Raw genomic sequence first — 15,269 nt, forward strand, 5'->3', positions numbered from 1 at the left:
GGGTGACGTGCCGACGTCACGGATCAGCAAACAGGGCGGGGCGCCGGTTTATTCCGGCCGTGCCCGCGATGTCCGCTTTTCGTCACCGCTCCACGAAGGCCTTTTCGATCACGTAGTTGCCCGGCTCGGCGTTGGTGCCCATGACGAAGCCCTGGCGGTCCAGCATCGCGCTGGTCTCGGCCAGCATCGCCGGGCTGCCGCAGATCATCACGCGGTCGTGCTGCGGGTCGAGCGGCGGCAGGCCGAGGTCGCTGTACAGCTTGCCGGTCTCCATCAGCGTGGTCAGGCGGCCGCTGTTGCGGAAGGGCTCGCGCGTCACGGTCGGGTAGTAGAGCAGCTTCTCCTTGACCTGCTCGCCGAAGAACTCGTTCTCCGGCAGGGCGTGCTGGATCAGCTCGTCGTAGGCCAGCTCGGCGACCGTGCGGGTGCCGTGGGTCAGGATCACCCGGTCGTACTTCTCGTACAGCTCCGGGTCCTTGATGATGCTGAGGAAGGGCGCCAGGCCGGTGCCGGTGCTGAGCAGATACAGGTTCCGCCCCGGCAGCAGGTTGTCGGAGATCAGCGTGCCGGTCGCCTTGCGGTTGACCAGCAGCGTGTCGCCCTCCTTCAGGTGCTGGAGGCGCGAGGTCAGCGGGCCGTCCGGCACCTTGATGCTGAAGAACTCCAGCGTCTCCTCGTAATGGGCGCTGACGAGGCTGTAGGCGCGCAGCAGCGGACGCCCCTCGACCTCCAGCCCGATCATCGTGAACTGCCCCGGCAGGAAGCGGAAGGACGGATCGCGCGTGGTGGTGAAGGTGAACAGCGTGTCCGTCCAGTGGTGGACGCTCAGCACGCGCTCCTTGATGAGATTGCTCATTGGAGATCCAAAACCGTATCGATGCCAGGGCCGGGGTCGGGCGCTGCGCACGGATGGCTGTGATCGACCGCTTCGGACCGGAGGACCGGCTTTGGACCGGAGGACCGGGAGCGCGGGATCGGGCTGCCGAGGCGCAACGCGCGGACCCTAACAACAAATCAACCGGAAGGCCATGGCTTTATACCAGCATGGCCGGCGTGGTCTTCGGCAAACAACACGAAATAAACCGTGAAAATTTGATCCAGATCAATCCCAGGTCAATCCCAGGTCAGGCCGGCGTCATTCGGCGCTGGGCGGGGCGAACAGGTAGGGCGACAGGCCGCGCAGGTTCTCGTCGACGATAAGCCGGTGATTCAGCGGCGGAAACGCCCGCTGCGAGCAGTCCAGCCGGGGGCAGAGCCGGCAATTCACGCCGATCGGCGTCGCCGCCTCGGTGTTGGTCAGGTCGAAGCCGTCCGCATAGGTGACGTGCGCCGCGTGCTGGGCGTCGCAGCCGAGCGCCACGGCGAATTGCTGGGGCGGGCTGCGGTGGCCGCCGCCGGCCTTCACCACCGTGCGGGCGATGGAGAAGTAGGTGGTGCCGTCCGGCATCTGCGCCACCTGGCTGTGGACCTTGCCGGGGGTTCGGAACGCTTCGTAAACGATCCAGCGCGGGCAACCCCCGCCAAAGCGGGCGAGGTGGAATCCGGCGCCCGAGAAGCGCTTCGACACGTTGCCGGCGCTGTCGACCCGCATGAAGAAGAAGGGCACGCCCTTGGCCCCGCCGCGGTGGAGCGTGGTCAGGCGCTGGCAGACCTGCTCGAAGGAGGCGTCGAACCGCCGGCGCAATATTTCGATATCGTAACGAACCTGCGTGGCCGCTTCCTGGAAGCGCTGGTAGGGCATCAGGACAGCGGCGGCGAAATAGTTGGCGAGACCGATGCGGGCCAGCCGGCGCGCCTCGTCGCCCGACAGGTTGGCGCCCTCGACGATGCCGTTCAGCAGTTCGCGGTGGCGCAGCAGGGCGATCTGGCAGGCGAGCTGGAAGGTGCGCCCGGACGGTGCCAGCATCTCCGACAGCAGGATGCGCCGGCTGTGGCGGTCGAAGCGGCGCACCGCGTAGCCCATCACCTCCGACGGCAGCAGCCGGACGCGGACGCTGTGCTGCTGGTTCAGCCAGTCGACCAGCCCGCGGTAGAGATCGCCCTTCTCCAGCCGGCCGTCCCGCCACAGGGCGTCGGCGGCGTCCTCCAACTCGGGGAAATGGTTGGAATGCGCCTGGAACAGATCGCGCACCTCGTCCTGGGGGAAGCCGGTGCTCTGCACCAGATGCAGCTTCTCGCGGTCGGCGACCCGCTCGGCGAGCGCCTGGAGGTCGTCGCGGGCGCCGCGGAAGCCGCGGTAGAGCGCCACCACCGCCTGCCCCAGCGTCGGCGCCACGGCGGCCAGCTCGCGGAAATCCTGGTTCTTGATGTCGGAGCCGGCGAAGAGCGGGTCGGCGAACACCTCGCGCAGGCCGGCGACCAGACGGCTCTCCTCGTCCTCGGCGAAGGCCTGGAGGTCGACGCCGAAATTGTGGCCGAGCTTGAGAAGCAGCGGCACCGTCACCGGGCGCTGGTTGTGCTCGATCAGGTTCAGGTAGCTGGGCGAGATGCCGAGCTGGTCGGCCATCTGCGCCTGGGTCAGCCCGTGGTCGCGGCGCAGGCGCCGGACCTTCGGACCCAGCATCGCCTTCTTGTCCATGAACCCGCCGGCCTCCGCGCGAACTTTACAAACTTTACCGATTTACAAAAACTCTATGACCTTACTTTACAACCGGACCGTTTTACGAACAAGGGATTATTGCAACGCAACGAGCGCCGGTTTACCTCTTGTCTCAAGGACGCACTGTAAAGCCAAACGACACCGGCCAAGCCTCAAGACAAACGAGCGACGGTGTCGAATAAAATACGCCCCGAGATTTTCCCACCGCCCCCCAAAAGGGGTTATTCGGACAGAAGGACACCGACCATGTCGCTCGATGAGAAGACCAAGGCCGCCCTGCGCGCCGCCCGTTACGAAGGCATCCGCCGCGACTACACGATGGACGACGTCAAGCGTCTGAGCGGTTCGGTCAAGATCGAGTACACGCTGGCCGAGCTGGGCGCGCAGCGCCTGTGGGAGCTGCTGAACACCGAGCCCTACATCAACACGCTGGGCGCGCTGACCGGCAACCAGGCGATGCAGGCGGTGAAGGCCGGCCTGAAGGCCATCTACCTGTCGGGCTGGCAGGTCGCCGGCGACGCCAACTCGGCCGGCCAGATGTACCCCGACCAGAGCCTGTACCCGGTGAACTCGGTGCCGGCGGTGGTCGAGCGCATCAACAACGCCTTCAAGCGCGCCGACGAGATCCAGACCTCCGAGGGCAAGGGCGACACCTACTGGTTCGCGCCGATCATCGCCGACGCGGAAGCCGGCTTCGGCGGCCCGCTGAACGCCTTCGAGCTGATGAAGGCCATGATCAAGGCCGGCGCGGCCGGCGTGCACTGGGAAGACCAGCTCGCCTCGGAAAAGAAGTGCGGCCATCTCGGCGGCAAGGTGCTGATCCCGACCCAGCAGCACATCCGCACCCTGAACGCCGCCCGCCTGGGCGCCGACGTCTGCGGCACCTCGACCCTGGTCATCGCCCGCACCGACGCCGAGAGCGCGCAGCTCATCACGTCGGACATCGACGAGCGTGACCACCCGTTCATCGACTTCGACAGCGGCCGCACCTCGGAAGGCTTCTACCGCCTGAAGAAGGGCCTGGGCGTCGAGCATTGCATCGCCCGCGGCCTGGCCTACGCGCCCTACTCGGACCTGATGTGGTGGGAGACCTCCAAGCCGAACCTGGACGACGCCCGCCGCTTCGCCGAGGCCGTCCACAAGGAATTCCCCGGCAAGATGCTCGCCTACAACTGCTCGCCCTCCTTCAACTGGAAGGCCAACCTGGACGACGCGACCATCGCGAAGTACCAGCGCGAGCTGGGCGCCATGGGCTACAAGTTCCAGTTCGTCACGCTGGCGGGCTTCCACTCGCTGAACTACTCGGCCTTCACGCTGGCCAAGGGCTACGCCGAGCGCGGCATGGCCGCCTACTCCGAGCTCCAGCAGGCCGAGTTCGCGGCCGAGAAGGACGGCTACACCGCGACCAAGCACCAGCGCGAGGTCGGCACCGGCTACTTCGACGCGGTCGCCACGGCGATCTCGGGCGGCCAGTCCTCGACCACCGCGTACAAGGACTCCACCGAGGCTGACCAGTTCCATTGATCGGGATCTGGTCCGTGATCCGGTGTGCGAGCCGGATCTTTCTGAACGGCTGATGCTTTGACTCACATGACGGCCGGGGGCTCGCGTCCCCCGGCCGCTTTTTTTGCGTGAGGCCGTCTGGCCGGCTCCGTTCTTTGGCGGTAGAACTTCCGGGAAGCCCCGCCCTCATGGTATGGCTGCGTTGCACGGCATCAACCGATGGTGTCCGTCAAGTCGGCCGAAAGTCTTGAACGGGGCCGGGAAATGGCCGTTGCCGGCCCTTGGATCGTTGATTTCCGGGCATCGCCGCGTCCGCTGCGCTGCGGAATCCCTTATTGACTTGGGAACGCTTCAAGACCACTTGTGTCGCATGCTGAAAACACCCCGATCCGGGACGTAGGTCCCACCCGCCGGCCGCCCATCGCGGGTTCCGGCGGAGGGTCCGGCCGCCGCGCCATTCCGTACCCCCCGGGGGTCCGGTCCGGTGCGGTGAAGGCCGGGTCCTCCCTGCCGCATTTCCGCGCATGGAGCCACACCCCCGGCGTCTCCGGTCGAAACGATGAAGAGGACAGTCAAGTATGGATAACACGCTCACGGGAAAGACCATTGCCATCCTCGTCTCCAACGGCTTCGAAGAAGCGGAGATGACCGAACCGCAGCGCGCCCTGCTCAAGACCGGCGCCACGCTGCGCACGATCTCGACCGAGACGGGCCTGGTGAACGGCTGGCACGGCAAGTCCTGGGGCCATTACTTCCCGGTCGATAAGCAGTTGGGCGAGGCGCTCGGCGCCGATTTCGACATGCTGCTGCTGCCGGGTGGCGAGCGCAGCGTCGCCAAGCTCCAGAACTCCGCCCACACCCGCCGCATCGTCGGCCACTTCCTGGACGCCGGCAAGCCGATCGCCGCGATCGACCATGGAATCCAGCTGCTGGCCATTCCCGGCAAGCTGCGCGGCCGTCTGCTGGCCGCTCCGGAAGCCTACCGCGCCGACCTCCAGGCCGCCGGCGGCAAGATCAGCGACGAGGCCCTGGTGGTCGACGACATCACGGTCAGCGCGCTCGGCCAGGAGCAGCTCGTCGAGTTCGTCGAGGCGGTGGTGAAGCTGTTCACCGACGTCGCCTCGGTGCGCAAGGCCGCCTGACGGTCCGACGATCCGCAAGCCGGCTTGTGACAAGGCCGCGGCCCCTCGGGTGCCGCGGCCTTTTTGCGTTGCAGCATTGTGTGGGCGTTGATAATTTTAAACGTCTTTCGCGCAAGCGCCGGACACCGGAGCATCGTCGTCACCGCACTGCCGCCGCCCGCACGAGGCGGGGCGAGGAGGCTTGCGAATGGCCAAACCCACGGAATTCGCCAAATTCGGGGCGTTCACCAGCGTCACCATCCGCGCGAAGATCATCGGCGCCGCGCTCGGCGCCGTTGTCATGGCGGCCGGGTTCGGTCTTTTCACGGTCAGTCGGCTCGATATTCTAAACGGTGCCGCCGAGACGATGCGCGGCACCTCGCTGCCCAGCACGCAGATCGCCGGCCAGCTGATGGCCGCCGCCCAGGGCTACCGCATCGCCGAGGCGGCCTACGCGCTCTCGACCAACGCCATGCAGATGGAGCAGGTGGAAACCAACCTGCGCACCGCCGCCGGCGCTCTGGCGACGCTGCGCGGCGAGGCCGGTCCGCTGTTCGCGGCGGGCGAGGGGGCCGAGCGGCTGGCCGCCTTCGACGCCGCCTGGACGGACTACGCCACGGCCGCCGACCGGGTGCGGACCCTGGTGCGCGACAACCAGGGCCAATCGGCCGCCAGCGTCTTCAAGCGGCCGAGCGCCGTCGCCTTCACCCGCGTGCAGGAAACCCTGGCCGCCCTGGTTGACACGACCATCCGCGAGGCCGACGCGGTGGCCGACCGCAGCGGCGACGTCTACCGCGAGGCCCACGCCCTGGTGCTGGGGGTGGTGGCGTTCGGCACCCTGCTGTCGCTGGCCTTCGGCGCGGCGCTGGTGCGCAGCGTCTCGCGCCCCATCCTCGACATGGCGGCGGCGATGGAGCGGCTGGCGGCGCGCGACGTCTCGGTCGATTTCCCGGCCGGCCGGCGCGACGAGGTCGGCCGCATGGCCAAGGCTGCGCGGGTGTTCAAGGACAACATGCTGGAGACCGACCGTCTCCAGGGCGAGCGGGACCGGCTGAAGGCCGCCGCCGCCGAGGAGCGCCGCCGCGAATTGCAGGGGCTGGCCGACGGCTTCGAGACGACGGTGAAGCGGCTGGTGGAGGCGCTGGCCGCCTCGACCGCCGGCATGGCGACGGCGGCCAGCGGCATGGCGGGCAGCGCCGCCGAGACGGCCTCACACGCCGACGCGGTGTCGTCGGCGGCCGGCCAGGCTTCGGCCAACGTCGACAGCGTCGCGGCGGCGACCGCCGAACTGTCGGCCTCCTTCGCGGAGATCGAGCGGCTGGTCGCCGATTCCGCCGGCATCGCCGCCGGCGCCACCCGCGACGCCGAGCGCGGCACCGCCGTCATGGGCGAACTGGCGGCGGCGGCGGCGGAGATCGGCAAGGTGGTCGATCTGATCGCCGGCATCGCCGGCCAGACCAACCTGCTGGCGCTCAACGCCACCATCGAGGCGGCCCGCGCCGGGGAGGCCGGCAAGGGCTTCGCCGTTGTGGCGTCGGAGGTCAAGAGCCTTGCCGGCCAGACGGCCAAGGCGACCGGCGAGATCCAGGCCCGCATCGCCGAGATCCAGGCGGCGTCCGGCACGGCGGTCGACACCATCGGCGCCGTCGCCCGCACCATCGCCCGCATCAACGAGATCGCCGGGGCGGTCGCCGCGGCGGTGGAGCAGCAGACCGCCGCCGTCGGCGAGATCGCCGCCAGCATCCACGACGCCGCCACCGGCACCCGCACCGTGTCCGGCAGCATCGCCGCCGTCACCGCCGCCGCCGCCTCGGCCGAGCAGGCCTCGTCGGCGATGGTCGGCACGGTGGAGACGGTGTCGGAGGACACGGCCCGCATGCGCCGCGAGGTGGACGGCTTCCTGTCGGCCCTGCGCGCGGCGTAAGGGGGGCTTACGCCGGCTCCTCGACACCGACGCGCGCGGCGGGGAAGACCAGCCGGACCGTGGTGCCGCGGTCGAGGGCGCTGTCGATCTCCAGCCGGCCGCCATGCAGCTCCATCAGCGCGCGGGTCAGCGGCAGGCCGAGGCCCGACCCGTGCTGGGGCACCGTCATCCGGTCATGCACCTGGGAGAAGGCGCTCAGCGCCAGGGGGATGTGCTCCGCCGCCATGCCCCGTCCGGTGTCGGCGACCCACAGGCCGAGGCTGCCGTCCGCGCCCAGGCCGGCGCCGACGGCGATCCGCCCGCCCGGCGGGGTGAACTTCACCGCGTTGCCGATCAGGTTGGTCAGCATCTGGCGGATCAGCGACGGGTCGCCGAACAGGCCGGGCAGGTCGGGCGGCAGATCCCAGTCCAGCGCGATGCCCCCCCGCGCGGCGCGCTCGGCCATCATGGCGATGGTGGCGTCGACCAGCAGGGGCAGGGAACAGGATTCCTCGTACAGCTCCATCCGCCCGGCCTCGATCCGCGCGAGGTCGAGCAGGTTGTTGATCAGCTCCAGCATGTAGTCGCCGGCGGTGACGATCTGCCCGGCCGCCTCGCGGTAGCGCGGGTTGTCGAGCGGTCCCATCAGCGCGTCGCGGATGATCTCGGCGAAGCCGATGACGGCGGTCAGCGGGGTGCGCAGCTCGTGGCTCAGGTGATGGACATAGTCGGACTTGCGCCGGTTGGCCTCGTCCGACTGGTCGCGGGCGGCGGCCAGCTCCAGCTCGCGCAGCTTCAGGTCGGTGATGTCGGTCCGCACGCCGACGGTGCCGCCGTCGCGGGTGCGCCGTTCCTCGATGCGCAGCCAGCGGCCGTCGCGCAGCTGCACCTCGGTCGGCGGGCCGCCCTGGCGGTGCAGGGCGAGGCGCCCTTCGACCCACGCCTCCGCCGCCTCCGGCGCCACCCGGTAGAGACCGCGGCGCACCCCCTCGCGCAGCACCGCCTCGAAGCGGGTGCCCGGCTGGGCCAGGTAGGGATCGCTGATGAACAGGTCGCGGTAGCGCTGGTTGCACAGCACCAGCCGGTCCTGCGCGTCGTAGAGGACGAAGCCCTCGGTCACGCTGTCGATGGCGTCGAGCAGCAGCGGGTGGGCGACGCGGTCGGCGACCCCCTCGATCAACAGGAGCGGCGGGTCATGGTCGGCGGGGCCGCCGGGCATGCGGGCGATCCGGGCGTCGAACTCCAGCGGCGGCAGGGGCGGGGCGCGCCCGAAGGTGACCACGGCCTCGGCCCGCCGGCCGTCCGCCGGAGCGTCCGCCAGGACGGCGAGGGTGTCGGCGTCGGGGATCAGGCGGACATCGCCGGGATCGGCGTCCGGCACCACGCCGAGAAGCCCGCGCGCGGATTCGTTGAGCCACAGCACCGTGCCGTCGGGGCGCGCCAGCCAGATCGGGGTCGCCAGCCTCGCCAGCAGGTCAAGCCCCGGCGGGCCGCCTTCAAGCCGGCCTTCAAGCCCGATGCCATCGCTGCGCGACCACGCCATCGCCGTTCCATGATGTGAGGGGCAACATCGTACCATCGTGCGCAATAAACAGCCACGAGTCGTGTAGGTCCGGCCGTTCCCCGGCCGAGGTCGGAAGCGGGCCCGGACGCTCCTACGGCGTGTCCCAGTAATGGCAGGCGACGTGGTGTCCGGGAGCGATTTCCTCCAGCGCCGGCACCGCCTGGCTGCAAAAGGAGCGGGCGTTCGGGCAGCGCGGCCGCAGCGGGCAGCCGTCCGGCGCCGCGAGGGCGGAGGGGGCCTCGCCGTCGAGCTGCGGCGCTTCGCCGCGGGCGGCGGCCAGCATCGCCCGCGTCAGCGGATGGCGGGCGCCGTGCAGCAGCGCGCCGGCCCCGGCGCTCTCGACCACGCGGCCCATCAGCAGGACCAGGCCGCGGTCGGCGTGGCGCAGCCCTTCCCCGGCCTGTTCGGTCGCCAGCAGCAGCGCCAGCCGGCGGCGGTCGCGCAGGCCCAGCAGATCGTCGCGGAACATCGCGCGCTCCCCGGCCGAAAGGGTCGCCGCCGGCTCGTCGCAGACCAGCGCGCGCGGTTCCGGCAGCAGCGCGCGGGCGAGCCCGACGCGGGCGGCCTCCACCGCGGAGAGGGTGGCGGGCCAGCGCGGCGCGATCTCGGCGCGCAGCCCCGCCTCCTCCAGCGCGTCGGCGATCCGGCGGGCGCGGCGGTCGGCGGGGATGTCGGGGCGCAGGCTTTCGAGGATGCCGGCCAGTTGCGCGCCGACCGTCTGGACGGGGTCGAGCGACGCCGCCGGATCGGGAAACAGGATTTGCAGGTCGCGGCGGACACGGCGCATCCCGGTGGCGTCGGCCGCCGCCAGATCGCGGCCCATCCACGAGACCCGGCCGCCGGACGGGGCCGGCAGATGGGCGAGCGCGCGGGCCAGCATCGCCTTGCCGCTGCCGGTCTCGCCCAGCAGGGCCACGGTCTCGCCCTCGGCGAGGTCGATGTCGGTCTCGTGGACGGCGGTCAGGCGCCGCTCCGCGCCCTTGGCGGTGCGGCCGAGCGCGAAGGACACCGACACGCCCCGGCCGCTCAGCAGCGGCGCGCCGGTTCCGCCGGTGCGGGGGACCAGGACGGGGGAGGGAAGGGGCGGCGGGGCGGGCAGCAGGCGGCCGCGCCGCAGGGCGAGGACGCGGCTGGCCGGGCCGGCGACGCCGTCCTCCGGCCGTCCGGCGAGGATCAGGGCCACCGCGTTGCCGCGCGCCCAGTCGGCGAGCCGGTGCAGCAGCCGCAGCCGCACGGTGGGGTCGAGCCCGGCGCCCGGCGCGTCGGCCAGCAGCACCGCCGGCCCCACCGCCAGGGCCAGGGCGAACAGCGCGGTCCAGCGCAGGCCGTCGGGCAGCCGGTCGGGCGGCAGGTCGAAGCGGCGGGCGGCGGCGGGGACCCCCAGCCGGTCGAGCGCGTCGGCCATCCGGCGCAGCGAGGCGCTGGTGTCGAGCCCCAGATGGTGGCCGACGATCTCCGCCGCCTGCATGGTCAGCGGACGGCGCGGCGCCAGCATCCCGCCCTGGGCGATCAGCAGGCGGCGGCCGTCGACGCGGGCGCTTCCGGTCTGGTCGATGCCGGGCAGCGGCAGGCCGGCCAGGGCGCGCAGCAGCAGGCTCTTGCCCGCCCCGGCGCCGCCGGTGACGGCCAGCACCTCGCCGGCCCCGACGGCCAGGGTGGCGCGGTCGATCAGCACGCGGTCGCCGGACAGCAGGGTCAGGGCGTTGGTCTCGACGGGCGGGGGAACGGGGCGGGAGATCACCGGCGCAGCCCCTCGGCGAAGGCGCACAGCCCCCACAACGCCACCGCCAGCAGCAGGGCGGGGGGCGCCAGCGCCAGCCCGTCGCCCAGCCGCGCCGCCAGCCCGACCGAGCCGCCCCAGCTTCCGACCGGCGCCGGCAGGCCGAGGCCGAGCAGGCTGGCGAAGCTCTCCGCCGCCAGGGCGCGGGGCAGGGCGAGCGCGCCGGCCGCCAGCAGCGGGCGCCGCGCGTTGGGGATCAGGTGGCGGCGCAGGATCGTCCCCTCCGACAGCCCGGCGGCGCGGGCGGCGGTCAGGAACTCGCGGCGCATCAGGGCGCGCAGCTCGGCGTGGGCGAGGGCGGCGACCGCCGGGGCGGTGGCGGCGGCGACGGTCGCCGCCAGCAGCCCGACGCCGCCGCCGGCCAGACCGGCGGCGAGCGGCACCAGCAGGATCAGCGGCAGCGCCAGCAGCCGGTTGGCGGCGTCCATCATCCGGCGCTCGGCGCGCTGGCCGAGCGCGCTGGCGGCGATGGCCCAGCCCAGCCCCAGCGCGGCGCCGAGCAGCCCGGCCAGCAGGGCGAAGGACAGGCTGCCGCGCCCATCGAGCAGGGCGGCGACCACCGGGTCGGCGTCGTGGCGGCGGATGACGGACCCGTCCGCCATCAGCGGCGCCACGGTGCAGGCCAGCGCCAGCCCGGCCAGCACGGCCATAGCGGCGGCGGCGCGTCCGCCGTTCCGGGAATCGGGATCGCCGAGGGTCATCGCGCCGTCCGGTCGCTCAATGGGTCGCTCGATGGCTGGCGGTTCAACGGCGGATCCCGCGGTTGTCGGCCCAGCGGTTGTCGGCCCAGTCGCGGGCGATCGCGCCCAGCGCCGTCAGGAAGGCGGTCAGCCCGCACAGCCCGCACAGCGCGGGAAGCACGCCGGCCACCGAGCCGTTGCGGGCGGCGTCGATCATCAGCGCGCCGGCCCCCGGCAGGGCGAGCAGGCTCTCCAGCGCGACCGTGCCGACGAGCCCCGCCAGCACGGCGTTCTGGAAACCGCCCAGCGCCGGGGCGATGGCCGCCGGGAGCGCATGGCCGCGCAGCACCGTGCGCTCGTCCAGCCCGAAGCCCTGGGCGGTCAGCAGGGCGCCACCGCCCAACGCGCCGCCCAGCGCCTGCTCCATCGCCGGGCGGGCCAGCCGGGCGGCCTGGCAGGCGGCGGGCAGGGCGAGCGCCGTCCAGCCGAGCGGGGCGGCGGAGGCGCCGGCGCGCACCGCCAGGGCGGCGACGGCGGCGAGCAGGAATCCGGGGAGCGTCGGCCCGGCGGCGGCGAGCAGCCGCCCGAGCCGTCCGGCGGCCGACGCCGGAGCCAGCCCGGCCCAGGCCCCGGCCAGCGCGCCGACGGCGGTGCCGACCGCGAGCGCCGGCAGGACCAGCAGCAGGGTGAGGGCGAGCGCCACGAGCAGGCCGAGGGCGCCGCCGGCCTCCGGCCCCGGCATGGCGGCGAGCGCCAGCCCGGCGGCGACCGGCAGGAGGGTGGCGGGCAGGGCTTCGGTCAGACGGCGGAGGGCGTAACGCGGCATCGGGCGAGGCGTAGTCTTCCCACGGAGGCGACAGGCCGACCGTAAGCGCCCCGGCCCCGACGGGGCAACGAAATTGGGCGGCCGCTGTCCATTTCGGCGCGAATTTTCACGAAAGGTCAGGGGTAAGGAAGGAATCGCGTTCCCAGATGTTAAGGCGACAGACGCAGCCATGACCGGTCCCTTGATGTTCGCCCAACCGTCCGACCCGCTCCGCGATCCCCTCCGAGCCCCCGGCCCGTCGCTGGCCTGGGCGGCCGGAACACAGGCGGCCGGAGCCGGTGAGGGCGGGGCGCGCCCGATCCTGGAGCCGGGGCGCACCTGCTGGCGGATCGAGGACACGCGGCGGCTCGGCGTGATCGTCGACGCCGAGGATTACTTCACCCTGGCCAAGACGGCGATGCGCCGGGCCAAGCGCAGCATCTACCTGACCGCCTGGGATTTCGACGCGCGGATCCGGCTGACCCCGCAGATCCGCCGGCCGCGCCGTCCCGACCGGCTGGGCAACCTGCTGAACTGGCTGGCGACCAGCCGGCCCGACCTGCACATCCATGTGCTGAAGTGGGACTACGCCGAGCTGTTCGATCTGGCGCGCTGGTCGCACCCCTTCATGCTGCGCAACTGGCTGACCCACCGGCGGCTGCAATACCGGCTGGACGGCGACCACCCGACCGGCGCCTGCCACCATCAGAAGATCCTGGTGATCGACGACAGCGTCGCCTTCTGCGGCGGGCTGGACATCACCGCCAACCGCTGGGACACCCGTGCCCACCGCGCCCGCGAGCCGCTGCGCCGGCAGCCCGACGGCAAGCCCTACGAGCCCTTCCACGACGTCATGATGGCGGTGGACGGCGACGCCGCCCGCGCGCTGGGCGACCTGTTCCGCGAGCGCTGGCGGCGCGCCACCGGCGAGACGCTGGCGCCGCCCGTGCCGCCGCCGTCCGACCCCTGGCCGCCGGCCCTGCGCCCGCTGGTGCGCGACGTCCGCGTCGGCGTCAGCCGCACCGATCCCGCCTGCAACGGCCGGGCGGAGGTGCGCGAGGTCGAGGCGCTGCATCTGGAGGCGATCGCCCAGGCGCGCGAATCCATCTATCTGGAGAGCCAGTATTTCGCCTCCGACGCCGTCGCCGAGGCGCTGAAGGCGCGGCTCGCCGAGCCGGACGGGCCGGAGGTCGTCGTCGTCAACCCGGTGCGGACGACGAGCTGGCTGGAGAACACGGTGATGCTCGGCGCCCGCGCCCGCATCGCCCAGGAGCTGCGCGACGCCGACCGGCACGGGCGCTTCGGCCTCTACGCGGCGAAGACCGACGGCGGCAACTGCATCACCGTCCACGCCAAGGTGCTGGTGGTGGACGACCGGTTGCTGCGCATCGGCTCGGCCAACATGAACAACCGCTCCATGGGGCTGGACACCGAGTGCGACCTGTCGCTCGAGGCCGATCCCGTGGCGCCGGAGGAGGCGCATGTCCGCCGCGCCATCGCCGCCACCCGCGACGACCTGATCGCCGAGCATCTCGGCCTGCCTCCCGAAACCGTCACCGCCGAGATCCGCCGGCGCGGCTCGCTGGTCGGCGCCATCGAGGCGCTGCGCCGGCCCGAGGGGGAGGGCCGCACGCTCGACCCGCTGCACGAGCCGGCGCCCGACGGGCTGGCCGCCGCCGTGGCCGACGCGCGGGTCTTCGACCCCGAGCGCCCGGTCGACGCGGTGGAGATCGTGCGCCGGGTGCTGCCGTCGCGGATTCCGCGCACCCGCCACTGGCTGATGATGCTGGGCGCGCTGCTGCTGGTCGGCGGGCTGTGGTGGATGTGGCGCTACACGGCGCTCAGCGAATGGGCGACGCTCGACGCCGTGCTCGGCGCCTTCCACCGGCTGCGCGACACCGGGATGGCCCCGCTGTGGCTGGTGCTGGTCTATGTCGCCGGCGGCTTCACCATGTTCCCGCTGACCCTGCTGATCGCGGCGACCGCCATCGTGATGGGGCCGTGGTGGGGCTTCCCGACCGCGATGGCGGGGGCGCTGGCCTCGGCCGCCGCGCTGTTCTGGGTCGGTCGGCTGGCCGGACGCGACCTGATCGAGCGCTACGGCGGCACGCTGGTGGCGCAGGCGAACCGGCGGCTGTCGGACAGCGGCATCCTCGCCATCGCCGGGGTGCGCGCGGTGCCGGTGGCGCCCTTCACCGTGGTCAACCTCGTCGCCGGGGCCTCGCGCGTCCGATTCGGCGATTTCATGATCGGCACCATGGTCGGGCTGGCGCCGGGAGCCCTTGCCTTCAATCTTTTGGGGCACCAGCTTGAGCGCACCATCACCGATCCCGGCGCCGGCGACATCGCCCTGCTCGCCGGGCTTGCGGGGCTGGCGCTGGGACTCGGCTGGCTGACCAGCCGGCTGCTCGGCGCGCGAAAGGGGAAGGACCAACCGTGATTCGATTCAGCCGAGACCGCGTGGAGCGCATCGCCGCCGCGTTGCGCGCCGCCCGCGCCCGCCGTCCGCGCCGCCGCCAGGAGGGCCGCAGCGGCCCGGTGCCCGACGGCATGACCGGCTTCACCGTGGCGACCTGGAACATCCACAGTTGCGTCGGGCTCGACGCCCGCTTCGCGCCCGACCGGGTGGCCCAGGTGATCCGCGACCTCGACGTCGACCTGATCGGCCTCCAGGAGGTCGGCTGGCACCACCGCGGCGAGGCCGGGCTCGACCAGTTCGCCTTCCTGGAGCGCGCCACCGGCCTGAAGGCCCACGCCGGCCCGACCAAGCACAGCGAGCGCGCCCATTACGGCAACGCCCTGCTGACCCGCCTGCCGGTGCGCTCGCTGAGCGCCATCGACCTGTCGGTCGGCCGGCGCGAGCCGCGCGGCGCCATCGACGCGGTGGTCGAGGTGCAGGGGCGGCCGGTGCGGGTGATCGTCGCCCATCTCGGCCTCGACCCATGGGAACGCGCCAAGCAGGTCGGCGACATCGTGGCGCGCGTCGCGGCGCGGCCCGACCTGCCGACCCTGTTCATGGGCGACCTCAACGAATGGACGCCCAACTCGCCGCGCCTGAAGACGCTGGCCAAATCCTTCGCCGATGTCGCCAACCCGCGCAGCTTCCACGCCCGCATGCCGACGCTGCGGCTGGACCGCATCTATGTGTCGGGCGGCTTGCAGATCCCGGCCTTCGAGGTGATCCGCACCGTGCTGACCCGCCGGGCGTCGGACCATCTGCCGGTGCGCGCGACCATGGCCCTCCCCTGATCCTCGGAATCCCCGGCTCTGGTTTCTGATCCGGCCGCCGGTCGGACCCTTGGGATCCGACCTTT

11 protein-coding genes are annotated in these 15,269 nt (G+C 72.1%); 5 read left to right on the forward strand and 6 right to left on the reverse strand.

Annotated features, from left to right (window positions below; genetic code table 11):
• Positions 1-82 precede the first annotated feature (82 nt).
• Together J2847_RS15945 and J2847_RS15950 are read right to left on the reverse strand one after the other, a co-directional pair.
• Positions 83-856, reverse strand: a complete 774-nt coding sequence (locus J2847_RS15945; RefSeq protein WP_209779891.1) for a ferredoxin--NADP reductase — start codon at positions 854-856, stop codon at positions 83-85.
• A gap of 279 nt (positions 857-1,135) precedes the next feature.
• The gene (locus J2847_RS15950; protein ID WP_209779892.1) at positions 1,136-2,578 is read right to left on the reverse strand and encodes a helix-turn-helix domain-containing protein; all 1,443 of its coding nucleotides are present in this window, start codon (positions 2,576-2,578) and stop codon (positions 1,136-1,138) included.
• 267 nt (positions 2,579-2,845) lie between these two features.
• Between J2847_RS15950 and aceA the strand changes: the two genes are divergently transcribed.
• The 3 genes from aceA to J2847_RS15965 all read left to right on the forward strand — a co-directional run bounded on the left by aceA (position 2,846) and on the right by J2847_RS15965 (position 7,147).
• The gene (aceA, locus tag J2847_RS15955; protein ID WP_209779893.1) at positions 2,846-4,123 is read left to right on the forward strand and encodes an isocitrate lyase; all 1,278 of its coding nucleotides are present in this window, start codon (positions 2,846-2,848) and stop codon (positions 4,121-4,123) included.
• Positions 4,124-4,680: 557 nt separating this feature from the next.
• On the forward strand, positions 4,681-5,244 hold the full coding sequence (locus J2847_RS15960) for a DJ-1/PfpI family protein (RefSeq protein ID WP_085555623.1): 564 nt from the start codon (positions 4,681-4,683) through the stop codon (positions 5,242-5,244).
• 187 nt (positions 5,245-5,431) lie between these two features.
• Entirely contained in the window at positions 5,432-7,147 is a 1,716-nt protein-coding gene (locus J2847_RS15965; RefSeq protein WP_209779894.1) for a methyl-accepting chemotaxis protein, read from the forward strand.
• 7 nt (positions 7,148-7,154) lie between these two features.
• On the opposite strand, the gene J2847_RS34155 is transcribed toward J2847_RS15965, so the two are convergent.
• The 4 genes from J2847_RS34155 to J2847_RS15985 form a co-directional block, all read right to left on the reverse strand.
• Complete coding sequence (locus J2847_RS34155) at positions 7,155-8,669, reverse strand: sensor histidine kinase (RefSeq protein ID WP_233474557.1); 1,515 nt, start codon at positions 8,667-8,669, stop codon at positions 7,155-7,157.
• A 112-nt stretch (positions 8,670-8,781) separates the two neighbouring features.
• Complete coding sequence (locus J2847_RS15975) at positions 8,782-10,431, reverse strand: oligopeptide/dipeptide ABC transporter ATP-binding protein (protein WP_209779895.1); 1,650 nt, start codon at positions 10,429-10,431, stop codon at positions 8,782-8,784.
• Entirely contained in the window at positions 10,428-11,171 is a 744-nt protein-coding gene (locus J2847_RS15980) for an ABC transporter permease subunit (protein ID WP_209779896.1), read from the reverse strand. Before J2847_RS15980 ends, J2847_RS15975 begins: the two co-directional genes overlap by 4 nt.
• A 43-nt stretch (positions 11,172-11,214) precedes the next feature.
• On the reverse strand, positions 11,215-11,976 hold the full coding sequence (locus tag J2847_RS15985) for an ABC transporter permease subunit (protein WP_209779897.1): 762 nt from the start codon (positions 11,974-11,976) through the stop codon (positions 11,215-11,217).
• Positions 11,977-12,145: 169 nt separating this feature from the next.
• Between J2847_RS15985 and J2847_RS15990 the strand changes: the two genes are divergently transcribed.
• Both J2847_RS15990 and J2847_RS15995 read left to right on the forward strand, forming a co-directional pair.
• Positions 12,146-14,395: a VTT domain-containing protein gene (locus tag J2847_RS15990; protein WP_233474558.1), complete on the forward strand. Its 2,250-nt coding sequence runs from the start codon at positions 12,146-12,148 to the stop codon at positions 14,393-14,395.
• Complete coding sequence (locus J2847_RS15995) at positions 14,392-15,204, forward strand: endonuclease/exonuclease/phosphatase family protein (protein WP_209779898.1); 813 nt, start codon at positions 14,392-14,394, stop codon at positions 15,202-15,204. The genes J2847_RS15990 and J2847_RS15995 overlap by 4 nt, the downstream gene beginning before the upstream one ends.
• The last annotated feature ends 65 nt before the right edge of the window (positions 15,205-15,269 follow it).

The organism is Azospirillum agricola, assembly GCF_017876095.1.
GTDB classification, from domain to species: domain Bacteria; phylum Pseudomonadota; class Alphaproteobacteria; order Azospirillales; family Azospirillaceae; genus Azospirillum; species Azospirillum agricola.

Coding starts and splice junctions, on each gene's coding strand:
- J2847_RS15990 (WP_233474558.1), top strand. CDS start 12,146: ATGACCGGTCCCTTGATGTTCGCCCAACCGTCCGACCCGCTCCGCGAT.
- J2847_RS34155 (WP_233474557.1), bottom strand. CDS start 8,669: ATGGCGTGGTCGCGCAGCGATGGCATCGGGCTTGAAGGCCGGCTTGAA.
- J2847_RS15985 (WP_209779897.1), bottom strand. CDS start 11,976: ATGCCGCGTTACGCCCTCCGCCGTCTGACCGAAGCCCTGCCCGCCACC.
- J2847_RS15980 (WP_209779896.1), bottom strand. CDS start 11,171: ATGACCCTCGGCGATCCCGATTCCCGGAACGGCGGACGCGCCGCCGCC.
- J2847_RS15945 (WP_209779891.1), bottom strand. CDS start 856: ATGAGCAATCTCATCAAGGAGCGCGTGCTGAGCGTCCACCACTGGACG.
- J2847_RS15950 (WP_209779892.1), bottom strand. CDS start 2,578: ATGGACAAGAAGGCGATGCTGGGTCCGAAGGTCCGGCGCCTGCGCCGC.
- J2847_RS15960 (WP_085555623.1), top strand. CDS start 4,681: ATGGATAACACGCTCACGGGAAAGACCATTGCCATCCTCGTCTCCAAC.
- J2847_RS15965 (WP_209779894.1), top strand. CDS start 5,432: ATGGCCAAACCCACGGAATTCGCCAAATTCGGGGCGTTCACCAGCGTC.
- aceA (WP_209779893.1), top strand. CDS start 2,846: ATGTCGCTCGATGAGAAGACCAAGGCCGCCCTGCGCGCCGCCCGTTAC.